This is a genomic window from Micromonospora avicenniae (genome assembly GCF_900156065.1).
In the GTDB taxonomy this organism is placed as follows: Bacteria; Actinomycetota; Actinomycetes; order Mycobacteriales; family Micromonosporaceae; genus Micromonospora; species Micromonospora avicenniae.
Genome location: NZ_FTNF01000002.1, coordinates 383201 through 402249, shown reverse-complemented (window position 1 = coordinate 402249; position 19049 = coordinate 383201). Strand labels below are relative to the sequence as shown.

The following is a 19049-nucleotide window of genomic DNA, read 5'->3' as shown; positions in this document are numbered from 1 at the left end:
AGCTGCCCGCTGATCGTACCGGTCGACGTGACACAGCCGACATCCCGCCCGGCGTCCGCCGGCCGCGGATGCTCCCGGCGCAGCTCAGGCCGCGGACTCCGCGGCGCGCTCGCGGGCCTCCTGGCGGTCGAGTTCGCGGTCGATGCGCCGGGCCTCCCGCTCGGACTGCTTGATCCACTGAACGACCAGCACGGCGAGCATCGTCACACTGACGAACTCGCCACCGGCCCAGAGGATGCCGCCGGCGAGCACCTGATCGTCCCAGGGGTCGGCCCAGCCGAGGTTGAGCGAGGGGTACCAGTCGCCGCCGAAGAGTGTGGTGCTCTGCATGATGGTGAGCCCGAGCACGGTGTGGAACGGTACCGAGAGCAGCATCAGCAGCGCCCGGGCCGGATACGGCCAGCGACCGGGCAGCGGGTCGAGGCCGAGCAGCGGCCAGAAGAACACGCAGCCGGTCATGATGAAGTGCGCGTGCACCAGTTCGTGCGCCCAGGCGTGCTCCAGCGTGTACCGGTACAGGTCGGTGAAGTAGAGCACGAACGGGTTGACCACGAAGATGGCGAACGCCACCAGCGGGAAGCTGTAGATCCGCGCGATCCGGCTGTGCACGATCGCCAGCAGCCGCTTGCGGGGTCGCTGCGGCAGGGTGCGCAGGGCGAGCGTCATCGGCGCGCCCAGGGCCAGGAAGATCGGCGCCACCATCGACAGCATCATGTGCTGGACCATGTGCACGCTCAGCAGCGCCGTGTCGTACGCGTGCAGCCCGCTCACCGTGACCAGCGCGATCCCACCGAGGCCGGGCCCGAGGAAGAAGACGGTCCGCGCGACCGGCCAGTGGTCGCCGCGCACCCGCAGCCGGTGTACGCCGTAGAGGTAGAGGCCGGCGGCGAGCACCAGACCGAGCGCCAGCCAGCTGTCCAGCCGGGTCTCGGTCAGGACGGCGCCGATGGTGAACGGCGGCGGGAGCGCCTCGCCGCCGGCCGCGACCGGGGGCGTTGCCGAGACGGCCCCGGCGACGAACGACGAGGTAGTCGAGGTGGCGGCGAAGATCGGATCGACGTGCAGCACGCTTTTCAGGCTAGGCCAGGCGAACCGGACGACCACTATCGGGCCACCCTGACCACCGGTTTGGCCCCCCGCTGATCGTGGGTGCCGGTCAGGGGCAATAATGACCGCGTGACTGCGGCCCCAGCCATTGACAAGAGCCGGATCCACTCTCTGACTCGACCGAACATGGTCAGCGTCGGGACGATCGTGTGGCTCTCCAGCGAACTCATGTTCTTCGCGGCGCTGTTCGCGATGTACTTCTCCATCCGCGCCGCGGCGCCGGAGCAGTGGGCGAAGCACACCGAGCACCTGAACATCCCGTACGCGACCACGTTCACGGTGATCCTGGTGTTGTCCTCGGTGACCTGCCAGCTCGGCGTCTTCGCGGCGGAGCGGGGTGACGTGCACGCGCTACGGCGCTGGTTCACGATCACCTTCGTGATGGGCCTGATCTTCGTGCTCGGCCAGCTGAACGAGTACCGCACGCTGGTGAGCGAGGGCGTGAAGATCAACGAAGACGGTTACGGGTCGATGTTCTACCTGACCACCGGCTTCCACGGTCTGCACGTGACCGGCGGTCTGATCGCCTTCATCATCTTCATGATCCGCACCACCATGGGCCGGTTCACGCCGGCGCAGGCCACCTCGGCGATCGTCGTGTCGTACTACTGGCACTTCGTCGATGTGGTGTGGATCGCGCTGTACGCCATGATCTACTGGCTTCAGTGATCTTGGCGCGTCACGAACCGCGCCGTTGCTCCGTCCCCTGAGAAGGTCCAACCGGTTAAGGACACAGGTCATGACTTCTGACAACGACCGCCGACGCGGTCTGCTCGCGCGGCTGCGCGAGCGGCCCGCGGCGCGCAGCAGGGGCCGCCGCCGGCTGGGTGCCGCGGTCCGGCTGCTCGCCGCGCTGACGCTCGCCGGCGGCGCCTACACCCTCTTTGCCCCCGGCGCGCAGGCTCAGGACGCTCCGCCGATGAGCAGCGCCGCTGCCGAGGGCAAGGCGCTGTTCGACGTGAGCTGCGTGACCTGCCACGGGCGCAATGCGCAGGGTGTCGAGGGACGAGGGCCGAGTCTGATCGGCGTCGGCGCGGCCTCGGTCGAGTTCCAGGTCGGCAGCGGCCGGATGCCGCTGGCGCGCCAGGAGGCTCAGGCGCACCGCAAGCCGCCGCTGTTCACGGACGAGCAGACTCGTCAGCTCGCGCAGTACGTCCAGGAGCTCGGCGGTGGCCCGGAGCTTCCCGAGGGCACCAACCTGCACTCCGACGGCGACATCGCGACCGGTGGTGAGCTGTTCCGGATCAACTGCTCGCAGTGCCACGCCTTCGGCGCTGGTGGCGGCGCGCTCTCCTCGGGCAAGTTCGCCCCGAGCCTGCGCCCGGCGAGCGACCGGCAGATCTACGCCGCGATGCTCAGCGGTCCGCAGAACATGCCGGTGTTCGGCGACAACCAGCTCCGGCCGGAGCAGAAGGCCGACATCATCGCCTACATCCAGGAGACCCTGAAGCACGACCAGGACCCGGGTGGTTTCAACCTTGGCCGGTACGGCCCCTCCACCGAGGGTCTGGCGATCTTCCTGGTCGGCATCGTCGCGCTCGTCTTCGCCAGCCTGTGGATTGCGGGCAAGTCGTGACCGAGCGGACTCTTCGATCCAGTGCTGCGGTGCCGACGCACGGCACCGCCCGTAACGAGGTGACGGCATGAGCACGCACACCGAGCACCAGGCCCAGCAGGGCCGGGAACCGCTCGACGTGAACACCCCCGGGCTTACCCGCTTCGACATCGTCCGTGAGGGCGCCCGCCGGGACGACATCGAGATCGTCCACTACGAGCCGCAGGTCGTGCCGGGCACGAAGGCCGAACGCCGGCTCGTCCGGCTGGTCGCCTGGCTCTTCCTGCTCTCCGGCCTGGTGGGGACGGCCTTCCTGGTCATCTACATCTGGTGGCCGTGGGAGTACGCCCCGGGCCGTGGCAGCGACAAGTGGTACAACCCGCTGCTCGGTGTCACCCTCGGCCTCTCCCTGCTCGGCATCGGTTTCGGCATCCTGACCTGGGGCAAGAAGCTGCTGCCCAAGGAGGTGTCGATCCAGGACCGGCACGAGGGCCAGGTCCCCGAGGACGAGCGCAGCATCACCGGCCAGACGATGCTCTACATGGCGGACGAGATGGGCGTGAAGCGCCGCCCGCTGCTCGGCATCTCGCTGCTGGCGGGCCTCGTGCCGGTCGGCGCGGTCGCCGCCGCGCCGCTGGTGGGCGGGCTGATCTCCAACCCGCACAAGAACAACCAGATGTTCACCACCGGGTTCGCCCCGGCGGAGGGTGGCCAGAAGATCCGGCTGGTCCGTGAGGACGGCCGTCCGGTCCGCCCCGCGGACATCAGCTCCGGCGGTCAGCTGACCGTCTTCCCCGGGATCGAGAACGGCATCAGCAACCGGCACGCGGACTCGCCGACGCTGCTGATCCACCTGCGGGACGAGGACGCAAAGGAGTCGCGCCAGGCCAACGAGCGGGTCGGCCACGGCGACTACATGTGGGGCAACTACGCGGCGTTCTCCAAGATCTGCACGCACGCGGGCTGCCCGGCCAGCCTCTTCGAGCAGCAGACCAACCGGCTGCTCTGCCCGTGCCACCAGTCGCAGTTCCTTATCACCGACAACGCCCGGCCCGTCTTCGGCCCCGCCAGCCGGCGACTGCCGCAGCTGCCGATCGAGGTAGACTCCGAGGGCTTCTTCGTGGCGAAGTCCGACTACACCGAGACCGTCGGGCCAGACTTCTGGGAGCGGCCATGAAGCGTCGTAAGTTCGACCTGGCGGCGGCGCCGGGCAAGGCTGCGGCCGGGCTCGACGACCGCTTCCGGGCGGCCACCCCGCTGCGCCACGTGTTGAACAAGGTCTTCCCGGACCACTGGTCCTTCCTGCTCGGTGAGATCGCGCTCTTCTCGTTCATCGTCCTGCTGCTCACCGGCACGTTCCTGACCTTCTTCTTCGAGCCGTCGATGACCGAGGTGGTCTACAACGGCAGCTACGCGCCACTGCGTGGCACCCCGATGTCCGCCGCGTACGCCTCCAGCCTGAACCTCTCCTTCGAGGTCCGCGGCGGTCTGATCATGCGGCAGATGCACCACTGGGCAGCGCTGCTGTTCATGGCCGCGATCGTCGTGCACATGCTGCGGATCTTCTTCACCGGCGCGTTCCGCAAGCCGCGTGAGACGAACTGGATCATCGGCTCGCTGCTCTTCTGGATCGGCTTCCTGGCGGGCTTCACCGGCTACTCGCTGCCGGACGACGGCCTCTCCGGCACCGGTCTGCGGATCGCGTCGGCGATCATGCTGTCCATCCCGGTGATCGGTTCCTGGCTCACCTCGTCGATCTTCGGCGGGGAGTTCCCGGGCACGATCATCATCAGCCGGTTCTTCATCGCCCACGTGCTGCTCATCCCGGCATTGCTGCTCGCGCTGATCAGCGTCCACGTGGGCTTGGTATTCACGCAGAAGCACACCCAGTGGCCCGGCCCCGGCCGGACCAACGGCAATGTGGTCGGCGAGCGGATGTTCCCGCGGTACGCGATCAAGCAGGGCGGCTTTTTCATGATCGTCTTCGGCGTGATCGCGCTGATGGGCGGTCTGTTCCAGATCAACCCGATCTGGCTCTTCGGCCCGTACGAGGCGTGGGTCGTCTCCGCCGCCAGCCAGCCGGACTGGTACGTCATGTTCCTGGACGGCTCGACCCGGCTCATGCCGGCCTGGCAGATCACTATCCCGTTGGGCGACGGCTACGTGATCCCGCCGCTGTTCTGGCCGACGGTCGTGCTGCCCGGAATCCTGGTCGGTCTCTCCACGCTCTATCCGTTCCTGGAGGCCCGGCACCTCAAGGACTACCGCACCCACAACCTGCTCCAGCGGCCTCGCGACGTCCCGGCCCGGACCGCGGCGGGCGCCATGGCCCTCGCGTTCTACCTGGTGCTGACCCTCTCCGGGGCCAACGACGTCATCGCGGACAAGTTCCAGATCAGTTTGAACGCGATGACCTGGGCCGGCCGGGTCGGCCTGCTGATCCTGCCGCCGCTGGCGTACTACGTCACCTACCGGCTCTGTCTCGGTCTGCAGCAGCACGACCGTGAGGTGCTGGCGCACGGCGTGGAGACCGGCATCATCCGGCGCATGCCGGACGGCCGGTTCGTCGAGGTGCACCAGCCGCTGAGCGCGCAGGACCACGACGGCCACGGCGCGCTGGAGTACACCGGCTGGGTGGTGCCGAAGAAGATGAACCGGCTCGGTGCCCTCGGCCCGGCCATCCGGGGCTTCTTCTACCCCATCGAGAAGCCGGCCGAGGCGCCGGTCTCGCCGGGGCACCCGCCGGTCGAGCCCCGACCGGAGCGCGAGGAGATCACCAGCGGTTCCGAGTCGCACCGCTGACCTCGACCCACCTGGACGTGGCGTCCACCGGATCACTCCGGTGGGCGCCACGTCCCGTTTGTGCCCCGCGCCGCCCCGGCCGGAAGCGGGCTGAGTCGGCGCAGAGCGGACGCCGGCACCCGACCGGGCCGTCCCCTCGCGCGCGGGGATCGCAGGAATAACCCCGGTGAGCCGGGTATCCGTGCGGTCCAACGTCTCACGGGGAGGAAGCATGTTGGGTATCAAACGTCTCGGCCTGCTGGCCGCGCTGGTGCTGGTCGGTGTCGCGCCGGCCGCCGCAGCGCAGGCCAAGGCACAACCGTCGGAGCAGGACACCCAGTACCTGCAGGCGATCCACCAGGTCAACCTGTTCGAGATCACCACGGGTGAACTGGCCCAGCAGAAGGGCCAGAACCAGCGGGTCAAGGACCTGGGCAAGATGTTCGTGACCGACCACACGCAGCTGGACCAGACGGTGCAGCAGACCGCCTCCCAGCTCAACGTGCAGCTGCCCAAGGGGCCCACCGCTGACCAGCAGGCCGTGATCGACCGGCTGAACAACGCCAGCGGCAAGAACTTCGACAAGGAGTGGGTGACCGCACAGCTGGCCGGCCACCTGCAGGCCATCCAGGCCACCCAGACGGAGATCTCGCAGGGCTCCGAGCAGTCGGTGATCCAACTGGCGCAGACCGCGCTGCCGGCCCTCCAGACGCACTATGACGAGCTGGTCCAGCTGGCTCAGCAGCTGGGTATCCCGGTCCCGCAGGCCAGCGCCTCCGGTACGCCGAGCCCCAGCGGCACGGAGACCGAGTCGCCGGCTCCGGGCGGCACGGAGACCGAGTCGCCGGCTCCGGGCGGTACCGAGACCGAGTCGCCCGCTCCGGGCGGCGGCACCACCGAGACTCCGGCTCCGGGCGTGAGCTGACCTCGGGAAGCACGAACGGCCGGTCCATCGTCCGATGGGCCGGCCGTTGCTCGTCCACCCTCAGTCGCCCGTGACGGACCCGGCACGCCGGCCACGGCCGGCCGGGCCGTGGCGGCCGGTGAAGGCGGGGCGGTCAGTCGGCGTTGGCCAGACCGATCGCGAACGCCTCCTCGAGATCGTGCTGGGAGTACGCCCGGAACGCGATGTGCGACTCGGTGTTGCTCACCCCCGGCACCTTCGAGATGCTGCCCGCGATCACCTCGGCGATCTGGTCGAACTCGCGTACGCGGACCACGGCGATCAGGTCGACGTGACCGGCGACCGAGTAGACCTCGCTGACGCCGGGAAGGTTGGCCAGGGTCTCGGCCACCTCGGGAATGGAGTCGGTGGCGCAGTCGATCAGCACGATCGCGGTGATCACGGGAAGGTTCTCCGTTCGTCGACGTCGTCGCTCACTCTAGGGCCTGTCCAATCAGACCACGCCCGGCTGGGCCGGGCCGGGGCGACGCCGGACGGCGTCGAGGCAGGCGCCCTAGATCCTGGCGGATGCCCGGCCGGCCGGTACGGTCAGGTCGTCACCGGCCCGGACGACCTCGTGCAGCCGCTCCCCGGCCCGCACCGTCGCGCCGGGCCAGACCACCGATCGGACGACCTCGCCGTGTACCACGGCGCCCGCCCCGACCACCGCCTCCCGGCAGGGCCCGGTGACCGTGGCGGAAGGGTCGACCAGGGTGCCACCGCCGGCCGCGTGCAGGTTGGCCGCGAGGTAGTCGGCCGGGGTGCCGGTGTCGTAGAAGGTGCCGCGGTAGGGGACCACCCGTAGCGCGCCCGCCGCCTCGGCCGGCCGCCACACGGCGCGTACCAGGTCACCGAATTCGACCGGCAGGTCGCGGACGAACCGCCAGGGCAGCAGCGAGAACCCGGTGAACGCGTACCCGGCGAACGTCCCGGGTGCGCCGGGATCGGCGGCCGGCTGACCCAGCAGCCGTACCTCGTTCCCATCCCAGCCGGCGAGCAGCGCCGCGATGTCCGGTCCGGGGTCGGCGGCCGGGTCGGCGAGGTACGCGTCCGCGTTGCCGACCAGCACCGGCCGCCCGGCGATCCAGTCCTTCAGCTTCGCGACCCCGCCTGCGGTGCCGAGCGGGTCACCCGGCTCGACCGAGAGGTGGGCGCGGTTCCCGACGTGCTCGACCACCTGGTCGGCCAGGTAACAGGCGTTGACCGCGACCCGGGGCGGCCCGGACGGACCGAGTCCGGCGAGCCGGGCGAGCGTCCGGTCCAGCAGCGGCACGTTTCCGACCGGGCAGAGCGCCTTGGGCAGCCGCTCGGTGAGCGGCCGTAGCCGGGTCCCCTCACCGGCGGCGAGCACCACCGCACAGAGGTCGTCCACGCCGGCCGGCACCACGCTCACACCTTCGTGTCGGGTACGGGCGGCGGGAACTGCCCCACCAGGGGGCCGATGCCGTAGTGCGCGAGCAGGCGGGCGGTCGCCCAGCTGAGCTGGGGCAGGTCGTCCAGCGGATGCCAGGCGGCCTCGAAGACCTCGGCCCCGTCGACCTTCAGTTCGGTGGTGGACGCCGGCACCTCCGCGGTGAAGACGACGTCCACCCAGCCCTTGGCGTGTACGACCGCGTTGGGTACGGCCGGACTGAGCTGGGCGGGGGAGAGCCGGATGCCGGACTCCTCGTACAGCTCGCGGGCCGCGCCCACCACCGGGGCCTCACGCCGTTGCAGCAGTCCGGCGGGCAGCGTCCAGCCCTTGCCGGGCGGCTGGCGGAGCAGGAGCAGGCGTCCCGCTCCCTCGGCTTCGGCGTCGCGAACCAGGGTGACCGCGCCGACGATGTACTTCGGCACAGCCAGCCGGACCAGTCGACGGCGTAGCGGCAGCGGCAGCCGGTAGAAGACCTGATAGCCGATGGCCCTGCCGGTGGCGCGCGAGCGGGGGATCATGACACCAGGCTAATGGTCACGAATGCGGCTCGTGCCCGGCGGGGGCTACTGGTCACTGGCGGTGGTCGACGAGGTCGATGAGCTGGCGGACCACCTCGTTCGGCTCGATCACCCGGTCGAAGACCGCGACCAGCAGAGTCTCCAGGTCGGGGTACCCGAGTTCCTCGGCAAGGCGCAGCAGCGGCAGGTCGCTCGCCAGCCCTCGGTTGTGCTGGCGGAGCGTGAGTCCGAGGGTGGCCCGGCCGAGGCGTACCTTGTCGTTGATCGAGATGCCCGGTTCGGTGTGTTCGGCGAACCAGCGGTTGATCTGCATCTGCGCGTGCGGGGACTTCACGAAGCTGAGCCACTCCCGGCGAGGGCCGCGCGGCGCGACCTCCGCCTCGAAGCCGTTGTCAGCGTCGTTCTCGGTGAAGATCTCGACGACGTCGCCCTCTTCCAGCTCGGAGGAGAGCGGGGCGAGCCTCCCGTTGACCCGGGCGGCCAGGCAGTGGTCACCCCGGTCGGTGCCGAGTTCGTACGCGAGGTCGACCGGTGTGGCGCCGGCCGGCAGCACGACCTGCCGCCCTTCGGAGAAGACCTCGATCTGCCGCTCGGCCAGGTCGCAACGCAGCGACTCGAGGAACTGGGCCGGGTCGGCGGCGTCCTGCTCCCAGTCGAGCACCCGGTGCAGCCAGGCGAGCTGTTCGGCGCCGCCCGTGCCGCCGCCGGTGCGCGGGAAGCGGTACTCGGCGGCGATGCCGTACTCGGCCGAGCGGTGCATCTCCTCGGTGCGGATGAGTACCTCGACCGTGCGGTCCCGCGGCCCGCACACGCTGGTGTGCAGAGAGCGGTAGAGGTTGTTCTTGGGCGAGGCGATGTAGTCCTTGAACCGGCCCGGCATCGGACGCCAGAGCCCGTGGACGGCGCCGAGCGCCGCGTAGCAGTCGGTCGGGGGGCCGTCGACCACCACGGCGATGCGCGGCAGGTCGTACGGGGCGTTGTGATCGCCGGCGACCGTGTCCTTCCAGATCGAGTAGAGGTGCCGTGGCCGGGGAGCCACCTCGGCGTCGACGCGGCTGCGGCGCAGCGCGACCTTGACCTGCGAGACCACCTGGGCGAGGTACGCGTCCCAGCCGGGTCGGTCGTGCACGTGCCGGGCGAGGCGGGCGTGCTCCTCGGGGTGCAGGTGCAGCAGCACCACGTCGTCCAGCTCCCGCTTCAGCGTCTGGATGCCGAGCCGGTCGCAGAGCGGGACGAGCACCTCCTCGGTCTTGCGGGCGATCCGCTCCCGGGAGGCGGCCGATCGGACGCCGAGGGTACGCATGTTGTGCAGCCGGTCGGCCAGCTTGATGATCAGGACCCGGACGTCCCGGCCGGCCGCGATGATCATTTTGCGGATCGTCTCGGCCTCGGCGGCCTTGCCGTAGAAGGCCTTGTCGAACTTGGTGACCCCGTCGACCAGGTGCGCCACCTCCGCCCCGAAGTCGTCGGAGAGGGCCTGGAGCGTGTAGCGGGTGTCCTCGACCGTGTCGTGCAGCAGCGCGGCGACCAGGGTGGTGGTGTCCATCCCGAGGTCGGCGCAGATCTGGGCGACCGCGAGCGGGTGGGTGATGTACGGCTCGCCGCTCTTACGGAACTGGCCACGGTGCATGGTCTCCGCGATCGCGTACGCCCGGCGCAGCACCGCGGGGTCGGCGCCGGCGTGGATGGCACGGTGTGCGCGTACCAGTTGGCTGACCGGGTCGGACTCGGTGGTCGGCCAGTTGAGCAGCGACCGGAGTCGGCGGGTCAGTGGCAGGTCACCTGGTCGGGTGGGAAGCGCGCCCCCCAGGGCGGCGCCGTGTCCGGCGTCGACGTCCACGAGGGACACCTCCTCACCCCGGCCCCGCGGCCGCCGGGCGACCGGCAACCGGGAGCAGGCCCACGAATCGGGCAGGAATGCACTTCTCTAACAGACTAAGGGAGTAGACGTAGTCCGATCGGTCAGTTGGTCATGAGCGTTCGGTCGAGAGTTGATGGGCCGCAGCGGCTTCCGCCTTGGCCAGGAGGTCGCGGAACCGTGCCGCGCCACGTACCGGGGACGACCATCCGGAGGACATCTCGACCAACCGGGTCTCCGGCCGTTCCAACCAGGACAGGATCCGTTCGGACTCCTCCGCGGAGGCGCGTGGGACCGGCCCGTGACCGGGCAGAACCGTCTCGGCGGTGGCGCGGATCGCGGCCAGCGTCGGTCGTGGATGGACGCCTGGCGGGGACACTCCGGCACCGGCCAACCGGCCGTGCCGGACCAGCGCCAGTTCCCAGCCGCCGCCGGCGGCGGGACGGGCCGCGGCCAGCTCGGCGATGCCGGTGAGCGCGGCCAGCCGTTGCATCCGCACCGCCGCGCGCAACAGTGCCACCAGCCGCGCGCGGACCACCGCGGCCTCCTCGTAGCGCTGGTCGTGGGAGAGCGTCTCGATGCGGGCCAGCAGGGCGTCCACCACCACCTGCGGGTCGTCGGCGGTCGCCGCGCGGAACGGGGCGGCCGCGTCCTCGTCGTACGCCTCGGGGCTGATCCGGTGCTCGCACGGCGCCGGGCAGCGACCCAGTTCGGCCAGGGCGCAGGCCGGCGTGACGGTGCGCAGCGAGAGCCGGTGGGTGCACTGGCGCAACGGCACCGCGTCGTAGAAGCCGGCGGCGGCCAGCTCGGCGGTACGCCGGGAGGTGAACGGCCCGAGGTAGGCCCGGTCGGTGGGGGCGAGCTCGCGAACCACCGACAGCCGCGGGTAGTGCTCGTCGGTGAGCTTGAGCCAGAGCATCCGTTCCGGATACTTCGACCGGCGGTTGTACGGCGGGGCGTGCGCGGCGATCAGCCGCAGCTCCCGGACCTCCGCCTCCAGCGAGTGCGCGCACTCGACCGCCTCGACCCGCTCGGCGGCGGCGAGCATCTCCGAGATCCGGGCCCGCTTCTCCGCCGCGGTGAAGTAGCTGCGAACCCGGGTGGCGATGTCACCGGAGGTGCCGACGTAGAGCGGCCGGTCGTCGGCGGCGCGGAAGATGTACACGCCCGGCGCCTTCGGCAGCCCCTCGGCCAGGTGCCGCTTCCGGCGCTGGGTGGGCGTGACCGCCTTGGCGAACTCGATCGCGTCGCCGACGGTCTCCACCCGGTGCCCGCCGAGCCGGCCGATCAGCGCGTGCAGCACGTCGACGGTCGCCTTGGCGTCGTCCAGGGCACGGTGACTCGGCGGGGTGGCGGTGCGGAAGTATGCGGCGAGGGTGCCGAGCTTGCGGTTGGGCACCTCGTCGCGGGTCAGCACGCGGCGGGCCAGCGCGGCCGTGTCCAGCACCCGGGGGTTGGGCCAGCGGTAGCCGTGCCGGGCGCAGGCGGCCTTCAGGAAGCCGACGTCGTACGGCGCGTTGTGCGCGACCAGCACGGCGTCGGCGATGAACTCCAGGAAACTCGGCAGTACCTGCTCGATCGGCGGTGCCGGCACCACCATGGCCTGGGTGATACCGGTCAGCACGGTGATGAACGGTGGGATCGGATGCCCCGGGTTGACCAGGGTGGCGAGCACGCCCAGTTCCTCGCCGCCGCGCACCTTGACCGCGCCGATCTCGGTGATCCCACCCCCGTCGGGAGCACCGCCGGTGGTCTCCAGGTCGACCACCACGAAGGTGGTCGCGTAGAGCGGCAGGGCCGGGTCGATACCGCCGCCAGGGGCGGTGTCGAGGCCCGCCAGCGTCTGCTGGACGTACTCCGGTTGTGCCATCCGCGGCACCGTAACGTTCCGGTCCGACACTCCGTTCTCAGCAGCCCCACCAGTTACCACCAGGCTAGGATGAGAGATCGGCTCACTCACCGGGCGGTGGGCCCGGCTGCGGTGGGAGACTTGCCACATGCCCCTCACCGAGCCGTACGACGACCACCTCCCGCCGGAGGGCCGGGCCGCCGCTGCGCGCGACACGGGTGAGGTGGGCGGGCCGGCCGGATCGGACGAGGCTGTGACCCCTGCCGACGGCGGCGTCGAGGCAGCCACGGACGCTGCCGGCCCGGTAGGCGACGCCGCCCCGGAGCCGGAGCCGGTCCTGCCCGAGCCGGTGCGACAGCGGATCGTGACCCTCACCGCCGCGGTGCTGCCCGGTCTCCCCGCCGACGAGGTGCCCGTGCCGCTGCGCCGGGTGGCCAAGTTCGCGCCCAACCGCCGGGCCCGGCTCGGCGCTCCGGCGATCGCCGCGCAGCTCACCGCCGACCCGCTCTTCCGGCAGCGGGTGAGCGCCCGGGTACTGACCGACGCCGGCGACCTCGGCGCCGCCGTGGTGGAGGGCACCGCCCCGGCCGCTGCCGACCCGGTCGAGGTGGCGGCCCTCGCCTATCTGGCCCGGCCGCGCGGCTGGCGGGACCTGATCGAGGCGAGCGGCGCGGCGGTACGCGCCGAGGCGGACAGCGCGGTCGTCGCCGAGCTGGTACGCGAGGCGGAGCAGCGGGCCACCCGGGCCGAGCACGACCGGGCGGTGGCCCGGGTCGAGGCGGAGAAGCTCCGAGACGAGTTGGCCCGGGTCCGCGAGGAACTCGGCCAGCAGCGTGAGGAGGCCCGGCAGCTGGCCCGTACCCTCCGCGAGACACAGGCCCGGGAGCGGCGGGCCAACGAGCTGCTCGCCACCGAGCGTGGCCGGGCGGCCCGGGTGACCGCCGACTCCGAAGCGGAGCTGCGCCGGGTCCGGGCCCGGCTGGCCGAGGCCGAGGCCGTCGCCGGCGCGGCCCGCTCCAGCGCCAAGGAGGCACGCTCGGTCGACGACGCCCGGCTGTGGCTGCTGCTGGAGACGATCAGCCAGGCCTCGGTCGGGCTGCGCCGCGAGCTGGCGCTCGATCCGGTCGACACCCTCCCGGCCGACTTCGTTGCCGAGGCGTTCGCCGACCAGCCCGGCACCGCGGCCGGCGCCGCGACGCGGGCCCGGGACACCGACGACCCGGCCCGGCTGGACCAGCTGCTCGCCCTGCCTCGGGCGCACCTCGTGGTGGACGGCTACAACGTCACCAAACGCGGTTTCGGCGAGATGTCGCTGGAGCAGCAGCGCAAGCGCCTCATCACGGGGCTCGGGGGGATCGCCGCGCAGACCGGCGACGAGGTGACAGTGGTCTTCGACGGCGCCGAGCGCATCCCCGGGCTGCCGCCCACCCCGCGCGGCGTGCGGGTGCTCTTCTCCCGCAAGGGGGAGACCGCGGACGACCTGATCCGGCGTCTGGTGCGTGCCGAGCCGCCCGGCCGGCCGGTGGTGGTGATCTCCTCCGACCGCGAGGTCGCCGACGGGGTACGCCGGCACGGCGCGTACCCGCTCGGCGCCGACTCGCTGCTGCGCCGCCTGGCCCGCTCCTGAGCGGTCCGGCCTCGCTGTCCGCGCACCTGCCGGCTCTGGTGATCCACCCGGGTTCCATGAAGTCGGGGTGAAGCCATCGCCGCTGATGCCCCGACTTCATTGACGTCGAGTTGATCAGCGAGGGTTCGGGGCTCGTTGTCCGGTTCTGTCGTACCCGGCGCCTACCGTTGGCGTGACCGATGGTGGTCGGGTGGCGACGTTGGGTCGGCCCGGCCGCCGCAGCCCGTCAGGAGGCGTTCATGCTCATCGACTGCGAGCGGTGTCGCATCCGGGGTGCCGGCTGTTCCGGCTGCCTGGTGACCGCCCTGCTCGACGAGAGTTCCACCGCGGCCGACCTCGGCGCGGCCGAGTCCCGGGCGATCGAGATGTTCGTCCGGGCGGGGTTCGAGGTGGATGTGCTGCCCGCGCCGCGACCGCCGGCCGCCCAGCCCCGGCCGCTGCGCCGCCGCCGAATCGCCTGACTCCCACTCCAGCGCGTCGACGCCGCCCGGCTCCGGCCCGTCCCCGGCAGCTTCCGGTGCGGTCGATGGGGCGCCGTATCGAGGTGGCGGCGGCACGACAGGCGATCCGTGGCGCCGCGTACCGGTGCGGGGATCGCGTTTCTCGCGTCCCGGCGGTCGTTCGACGCGAGCAGGCGGGGCACCGCCGCCCCGGTGGGGGACGGGAGCCCTAGGATTGGCGGTCACAGCGGGAGGAGCGCGGGATGACGCGGGTATCGCGGGGCGGTAACGGGCGCCCGCGCGGCGGGGTGCCGCGATGAGCCCGCGCGGCTGGGCGCTGCTGGCGCTGGCCGGGCTGGCCCTCGCGCTGGTGGTCACCACCGCCCTGCTGATCCCCTGGAACCGCCCACCGGCACCCCGCGCCGACCAGCTCGCCGCGTTGCGCGCCCTGCCGGCCGACCAGGTGGCCCACGGGCGCGAGTTCCGGGCCGCGCTGCGCCCGGGGGGTTACGCGAGCATCGCCGTGGGCCTGCTGATCGCCCTCGCCCTCGGACTGACCCCGCTGGGCAGCCGGTTGATCGAGCTGGCCGGGCGCCCCTTCGGCGGGCACTGGATCGCCCAGGCCGTGCTCGGCGGTCTCGCCGTGGTGCTCATCGCCGACCTGGTCACCCTGCCGTTCTCCGCCTGGCGGCAGGCCGTGCTCACCCGCTACGGGCTGAGCACCAACGGCTGGGGTGGCTGGGTGATCGACCTACTCAAGTCGTACGCGGTGAGCGCGGTGGTCGGCGCGGTGGCGCTGCTCGGCTTCTACGCGGTCATCCGGCTCGCCCCGCGCTGGTGGTGGGCGTTCGGCGCGGCCGGGGCGGCCGGCCTGGTGGTGCTGCTCTCCTTCGTCCTGCCGGTGCTGGTTGAACCGGTGTTCAACCGGTTCACCCCGATGGAGCAGGGCCCGCTGCGTACCGAGCTGATCGCGCTGGCGGCGCGCGACGGGGTGCCGGTGCGCGACGTCCTGGTCGCCGACGCGTCCCGCCGGACGCGGGCGGTCAACGCGTACGTCTCGGGTATCGGGCCGACCCGACGCGTGGTCGTCTACGACACCCTGCTGCGCGAGGCCCCACCGGAGGAGGTGACCGCAGTCGTCGCGCACGAGTTGGGGCACGCCCGCGACCGCGACGTCACGGTGGGCACGCTGACCGGCGCGCTCGGCGCCGCCGCGGCGGTGGTCGCGCTCTACCTGATCGGCTCGTGGGCGCCACTGCTGAGGTTGGCCGGCGTCGACTCGGTCGCCCAGCCGCGCGCGTTCCCGCTGTTGGTGGCCTTGGTGACGGTCGTCGGGCTGGTCGCGACGCCGATCCAGGCGTTGATCTCCCGGCGGGTCGAGGCACGTGCCGACGCGCACGCGCTCGCGCTCACCGAGGACCCGGCCGCCTTCGAGTCCATGCAGCGCCGGCTGGCCACCGTCAACCTGGCCGACCCCGATCCGCCGCGCTGGGAGTACCTGTACTCCGCCACCCACCCGTCCACCGTCGAGCGGATGGCCGCCGCCCGCGCCTACGCCAGGGAGGCCGGCAGATGAGCCGGACGTTGTTGGTGACGAACGACTTCCCGCCCCGCCCCGGTGGGATCCAGTCCTTCGTGCACAACCTCGCGGTGCGCCAGCCCACCGGCTCGGTGGTGGTCTACGCGTCCACCTGGCGGGGGGCGGAGAAGTTCGACGCCGATCAGCCGTTCGAGGTGATCCGGGAACGGACCCGGGTGCTGCTGCCCACCCCGCTGGTGGCGCGGCGGGCCGCGCGGCTCGCCCGGGCGTACGACTGCGACACGGTGTGGTTCGGCGCGGCGGCCCCGCTCGGGCTGCTCGCAGGCGGACTACGGCGCCGGGCGGGCATCCGCCGAGCGGTGGCGCAGACGCACGGGCACGAGATCGGCTGGGCCGCGCTGCCCGGCGCCCGCGCCGCGCTGCGTCGCATCGGGCGGGGCGTCGACGTGACCACGTACCTCGGCGAGTACACCCGGGTCCGGCTGGCGCGGGCGTTGACCGGGCTCACCGAGCTGCACCGGCTCGCGCCGGGGGTGGACGTCGACACGTACCACCCGGATGTCGACGGCGAGCCGGTGCGGGCCCGGCTCGGGCTCTCCGACCGGCCGGTCGTGGTCTGCGTGTCCCGGCTGGTTCCGCGTAAGGGCCAGGACATGCTCATCCGGGCCATGCCGGAGATCATTCGCCGGGTCCCCGACGCCGCTCTGCTGGTGGTCGGTGGTGGGCCGTACCGGGCCGCGCTCGAGAAGCTGGCCCGCCAGGTCGGTGTGGACCGGGACGTGGTCTTCACCGGGTCGGTGCCCGCGGCCGAACTGCCCGCGCACTACGCGGCCGGCGACGTCTACGCGATGCCGTGCCGCACCCGCAACCGCGGGCTGGACGTGGAGGGCCTCGGCATCGTCTACCTGGAGGCGTCCGCGACCGGCCTGCCGGTGGTGGCCGGCGACTCCGGTGGCGCGCCGGACGCGGTGCGCGAGGGGGAGACCGGGTACGTGGTGAACGGCCGTGACGTCGCCCAGCTCGCCGATCGGGTCTCCCGGCTGCTCGCCGACCGGGACCTGGCCCGCCAGTTCGGTGCCGCCGGTCGGGCCTGGGTGGAGCAGGAGTGGCGCTGGGAGACCCAGGCCCAGCGGATGGCCGCCCTGCTCGCCGGTTGACCGGCGACCCGCACCTGCCGGGCCGGGCCACCGACCGCAGGCGCTCAGGCGGCCAGCTTCTCCCGCTTCGGGGCGTACCGGGGCACGTACTCCTGGCCGGTCAGCTGCTGGATCGCCGCCATCACCTCGTCGGTGAGCGTCCGGATGTCGCGTGGCCCGTGGATGCGCCCGGCCACCGGGATCGGTGGACCGAACCGTAGCGTCACCGGGTGCCGGCGGGGCAGCCGCGCGTCGATCGGCAGCACCTCCGCGGTGCCGAGGACACCGACCGGGATGATCGGCACCTCGGCGTCCCGGGCCAGCCGCACCACGCCGGTACGGCCGCGATGCAGCCGTCCGTCGGGGGAGCGGGTGCCCTCCGGGTAGACGGCGACGAGACCGCCGGCGCGGAGCACGGGCACGGCGGCGTCGAACGCGGTGAGCACCGCCCGGCCACCGGCGCGTTCGACCGCGATGGCACCCATGCCGCCGACGAGGCGGCGGCTGAGCCAGCCGCGGAGACCGCCGCCGGAGAAGTACTCCGACTTGGCCCAGAAGGCGATACGGCGGGGCGTGACAGCGGCCAGGAAGAGCTCGTCGGCGACGGAGAGGTGGTTGCCGGCGAGGATGGCGCCGCCGTGGCGGGGCACGTGCACGAGCCCCTCCACCCGTGGCTGCCAGCCGAGCCGCAGGGCGTTTCCGACGGTCAGCTTGCCGAGGTCGTAGAGCAGGGGCACGGTTCCTCCGATCGGCTGCGGGGCGGGTCAGGCGGTGGCGGGGCCGAGGTGCGCGTCGAGCGTGGCCCGCAGCAGCGCGTCGTCGTCAGTGGCACCGGTCGCGAGTTGGAGGCTTCCCCAGGCCCAGAGCTGCGCGAGGCCGTGCAGGTTGGCCCAGAGCGCGCCGGCGAGGACGGTGGCTTCGGCGTCGGTCGGCCGCCGTGTCTGCGCGACGAGGTCGACCAGCAGGGTGAACAGCGGCAGGCTGGTGTCGCGTAGCCCGAGCCGGCCGCTGTTCAGCAGGTCGTGGCGGAACATCAGCTCGAACATGCCGCGCTGCGCGGCGGCGTAGTCGAGGTAGGCCCGGCCGAGGGCGAGGAGGCGTTCGCGGGGGTCCGGTCCGGCGCCGCGCACGATCGCGGCGATCCGGTCGCCGAGGTCGGCGTACCCCTGCCGGGCGATCGCCGAGAGCAGGTCGAGATGGGTGGGGAAGTAGCGTCGCGGCGCACCGTGCGAGACACCGGCTCGGCGGGCGATGTCCCGCAGGGAGACCGCCCCGTGTCCCTCGTCGCGCACCAGGTCCACCCCGGCAGCGACCAGCCGCGTGCGGACGTCCGGCTCCGAATCCGACATGGACACTGTCTACCAGGTGGGCGTAGACAATGTCTACGACTGGTCAGCCGACGCGTTCCAGGATCCGCTCCGCCGGCGCGGGACGCCCGAAGTGCCACCCCTGGCCGGCGTCGCAGCCGATCGCCCGCAGTTCCGCCTCGCGGCACGCCTCGGCCACCACTTCGGCAGGCGACGCCGGTCGATACGAGAGATCCGCGCCGGCGGTCCGGCCGGCGCGGATCCAGGGCGTCCCGAGACGTGCCGCCGGTGGCGGCGCGACTATCAGAACTTGGGCGCGTCCGGGGCCTCGAGCAGGCCCAGCCGCAGCGCCGTCATCAGCGCCTGCGCCCGGTTGGCCGCACCCAGCTTCTCGTAGAGCTTCGAGATGTGGGTCTTGGCGGTGGACTCGCTGACGAAGAGCTGCTTCGCGATGCCCGCGACGCTCATGCCGTCGGCGAGCAGCCGCAGCACCTGGCCCTCACGAGGAGAGAGCTGCGGGCCGGAGGGGGCCAGCCGGCGCTTCATCGCCTCGGCCAGGTCGGCCGCGGTGAACGCGCTGGGCGAGGAGGCGGCATGCCGGGCGGCGGCCACCACCTCGTCGGCCGGCGCGGTCTTCGGCACGAAGGCGGAGGCGCCGGCCTCCAGGGCGCCGAAGAGCTGGTCGTCGCCGGCGTACATGGTCAGCACCACGATGCCCATGGAGGCGCTGGACTTGCGAAGCGCCCGGGTCGCCTCCAGGCCACTGCCGTCGGGCAACCGGAGATCCATGATCACCACGTCCGGCTGCAGCGCCCCCGCCTGGCGGACACCCTCCGCCGCCGTGGCGGCCTCGCCGACGACCTCGAACTGCCGGTCCCGCTCGAAGGCGTGCCGCAGACCCTTCCGAATCAGGTCGTGATCATCGACCAGAAGGACCTTGGTACGGGCGGCCGGTGTCGGGCTTGTGGTCATCC

At 72.1% G+C, this 19049-nt stretch carries 18 protein-coding genes; 9 read left to right on the top strand and 9 right to left on the bottom strand.

Annotated elements, in window-relative coordinates; translation table 11 throughout:
- Positions 1–84: 84 nt before the first annotated feature.
- The gene (locus BXA10_RS05100; RefSeq protein WP_076468008.1) at positions 85–1068 is read right to left on the bottom strand and encodes a cytochrome c oxidase assembly protein; all 984 of its coding nucleotides are present in this window, start codon (positions 1066–1068) and stop codon (positions 85–87) included.
- A 108-nt stretch (positions 1069–1176) separates the two neighbouring features.
- Here BXA10_RS05100 and ctaE point away from each other — a divergent pair, with 108 nt between their 5' ends.
- The 5 genes from ctaE (at position 1177) to BXA10_RS05075 (ending at position 6368) form a co-directional block, all read left to right on the top strand.
- Positions 1177–1776, top strand: coding sequence for an aa3-type cytochrome oxidase subunit III (gene ctaE, locus BXA10_RS05095; RefSeq protein WP_076468006.1), 600 nt, complete (start codon positions 1177–1179; stop codon positions 1774–1776).
- A gap of 70 nt (positions 1777–1846) precedes the next feature.
- The gene (gene qcrC, locus BXA10_RS05090; protein WP_076468004.1) at positions 1847–2683 is read left to right on the top strand and encodes a cytochrome bc1 complex diheme cytochrome c subunit; all 837 of its coding nucleotides are present in this window, start codon (positions 1847–1849) and stop codon (positions 2681–2683) included.
- Between the two features lie 67 nt (positions 2684–2750).
- Entirely contained in the window at positions 2751–3839 is a 1089-nt protein-coding gene (gene qcrA / locus BXA10_RS05085; protein WP_076468002.1) for a cytochrome bc1 complex Rieske iron-sulfur subunit, read from the top strand.
- A complete protein-coding gene (gene qcrB, locus BXA10_RS05080; protein WP_076468000.1) occupies positions 3836–5464 on the top strand; it encodes a cytochrome bc1 complex cytochrome b subunit in 1629 nt (542 codons plus the stop codon). The genes qcrA and qcrB overlap by 4 nt, the downstream gene beginning before the upstream one ends.
- A gap of 211 nt (positions 5465–5675) precedes the next feature.
- Complete coding sequence (locus BXA10_RS05075) at positions 5676–6368, top strand: DUF4142 domain-containing protein (RefSeq protein ID WP_076467998.1); 693 nt, start codon at positions 5676–5678, stop codon at positions 6366–6368.
- A gap of 133 nt (positions 6369–6501) precedes the next feature.
- On the opposite strand, the gene BXA10_RS05070 is transcribed toward BXA10_RS05075, so the two are convergent.
- The 5 genes from BXA10_RS05070 to BXA10_RS05050 all read right to left on the bottom strand — a co-directional run bounded on the left by BXA10_RS05070 (position 6502) and on the right by BXA10_RS05050 (position 12046).
- On the bottom strand, positions 6502–6789 hold the full coding sequence (locus BXA10_RS05070) for an Lrp/AsnC family transcriptional regulator (RefSeq protein WP_076467996.1): 288 nt from the start codon (positions 6787–6789) through the stop codon (positions 6502–6504).
- Between the two features lie 111 nt (positions 6790–6900).
- Entirely contained in the window at positions 6901–7770 is an 870-nt protein-coding gene (locus tag BXA10_RS05065; protein WP_245828143.1) for a nucleotidyltransferase family protein, read from the bottom strand.
- 5 nt (positions 7771–7775) lie between these two features.
- Entirely contained in the window at positions 7776–8318 is a 543-nt protein-coding gene (locus tag BXA10_RS05060) for an NUDIX hydrolase (RefSeq protein WP_076467993.1), read from the bottom strand.
- A gap of 52 nt (positions 8319–8370) precedes the next feature.
- Positions 8371–10158 carry a RelA/SpoT family protein gene (locus BXA10_RS05055; protein ID WP_076467991.1) on the bottom strand — a complete coding sequence of 596 codons (1788 nt, stop codon included), beginning with the start codon at positions 10156–10158 and terminating at the stop codon, positions 8371–8373.
- A gap of 130 nt (positions 10159–10288) precedes the next feature.
- Positions 10289–12046: a DEDD exonuclease domain-containing protein gene (locus BXA10_RS05050; protein WP_076467989.1), complete on the bottom strand. Its 1758-nt coding sequence runs from the start codon at positions 12044–12046 to the stop codon at positions 10289–10291.
- A 127-nt stretch (positions 12047–12173) separates the two neighbouring features.
- Between BXA10_RS05050 and BXA10_RS05045 the strand changes: the two genes are divergently transcribed.
- From BXA10_RS05045 to BXA10_RS05030, 4 genes are all read left to right on the top strand, one after another.
- Positions 12174–13652 carry an NYN domain-containing protein gene (locus BXA10_RS05045; RefSeq protein ID WP_076467987.1) on the top strand — a complete coding sequence of 493 codons (1479 nt, stop codon included), beginning with the start codon at positions 12174–12176 and terminating at the stop codon, positions 13650–13652.
- Positions 13653–13891: 239 nt separating this feature from the next.
- Positions 13892–14113 carry a hypothetical protein gene (locus tag BXA10_RS05040; RefSeq protein ID WP_076468309.1) on the top strand — a complete coding sequence of 74 codons (222 nt, stop codon included), beginning with the start codon at positions 13892–13894 and terminating at the stop codon, positions 14111–14113.
- A gap of 295 nt (positions 14114–14408) precedes the next feature.
- Positions 14409–15668, top strand: a complete 1260-nt coding sequence (locus tag BXA10_RS05035) for a M48 family metallopeptidase (protein WP_076467985.1) — start codon at positions 14409–14411, stop codon at positions 15666–15668.
- The gene (locus BXA10_RS05030) at positions 15665–16789 is read left to right on the top strand and encodes a glycosyltransferase family 4 protein (protein ID WP_076467983.1); all 1125 of its coding nucleotides are present in this window, start codon (positions 15665–15667) and stop codon (positions 16787–16789) included. Before BXA10_RS05035 ends, BXA10_RS05030 begins: the two co-directional genes overlap by 4 nt.
- Before the next feature lie 44 nt (positions 16790–16833).
- On the opposite strand, the gene BXA10_RS05025 is transcribed toward BXA10_RS05030, so the two are convergent.
- The 3 genes from BXA10_RS05025 to BXA10_RS05015 form a co-directional block, all read right to left on the bottom strand.
- Entirely contained in the window at positions 16834–17505 is a 672-nt protein-coding gene (locus tag BXA10_RS05025; protein ID WP_076467981.1) for a lysophospholipid acyltransferase family protein, read from the bottom strand.
- 27 nt (positions 17506–17532) lie between these two features.
- Positions 17533–18117: a TetR/AcrR family transcriptional regulator gene (locus tag BXA10_RS05020; RefSeq protein ID WP_076467979.1), complete on the bottom strand. Its 585-nt coding sequence runs from the start codon at positions 18115–18117 to the stop codon at positions 17533–17535.
- A gap of 261 nt (positions 18118–18378) precedes the next feature.
- The gene (locus BXA10_RS05015; protein ID WP_076467977.1) at positions 18379–19047 is read right to left on the bottom strand and encodes a response regulator transcription factor; all 669 of its coding nucleotides are present in this window, start codon (positions 19045–19047) and stop codon (positions 18379–18381) included.
- Positions 19048–19049: the final 2 nt, after the last annotated feature.

Excerpts from the sequence above, each read along its gene's own strand:
- BXA10_RS05040 (WP_076468309.1), top strand. The coding sequence starts at position 13,892 with ATGCTCATCGACTGCGAGCGGTGTCGCATCCGGGGTGCCGGCTGTTCC.
- BXA10_RS05075 (WP_076467998.1), top strand. The coding sequence starts at position 5,676 with ATGTTGGGTATCAAACGTCTCGGCCTGCTGGCCGCGCTGGTGCTGGTC.
- qcrB (WP_076468000.1), top strand. The coding sequence starts at position 3,836 with ATGAAGCGTCGTAAGTTCGACCTGGCGGCGGCGCCGGGCAAGGCTGCG.
- qcrA (WP_076468002.1), top strand. The coding sequence starts at position 2,751 with ATGAGCACGCACACCGAGCACCAGGCCCAGCAGGGCCGGGAACCGCTC.
- BXA10_RS05050 (WP_076467989.1), bottom strand. The coding sequence starts at position 12,046 with ATGGCACAACCGGAGTACGTCCAGCAGACGCTGGCGGGCCTCGACACC.
- BXA10_RS05030 (WP_076467983.1), top strand. The coding sequence starts at position 15,665 with ATGAGCCGGACGTTGTTGGTGACGAACGACTTCCCGCCCCGCCCCGGT.
- BXA10_RS05045 (WP_076467987.1), top strand. The coding sequence starts at position 12,174 with ATGCCCCTCACCGAGCCGTACGACGACCACCTCCCGCCGGAGGGCCGG.
- BXA10_RS05020 (WP_076467979.1), bottom strand. The coding sequence starts at position 18,117 with ATGTCGGATTCGGAGCCGGACGTCCGCACGCGGCTGGTCGCTGCCGGG.
- qcrC (WP_076468004.1), top strand. The coding sequence starts at position 1,847 with ATGACTTCTGACAACGACCGCCGACGCGGTCTGCTCGCGCGGCTGCGC.
- BXA10_RS05015 (WP_076467977.1), bottom strand. The coding sequence starts at position 19,047 with ATGACCACAAGCCCGACACCGGCCGCCCGTACCAAGGTCCTTCTGGTC.
- BXA10_RS05060 (WP_076467993.1), bottom strand. The coding sequence starts at position 8,318 with ATGATCCCCCGCTCGCGCGCCACCGGCAGGGCCATCGGCTATCAGGTC.
- BXA10_RS05035 (WP_076467985.1), top strand. The coding sequence starts at position 14,409 with ATGAGCCCGCGCGGCTGGGCGCTGCTGGCGCTGGCCGGGCTGGCCCTC.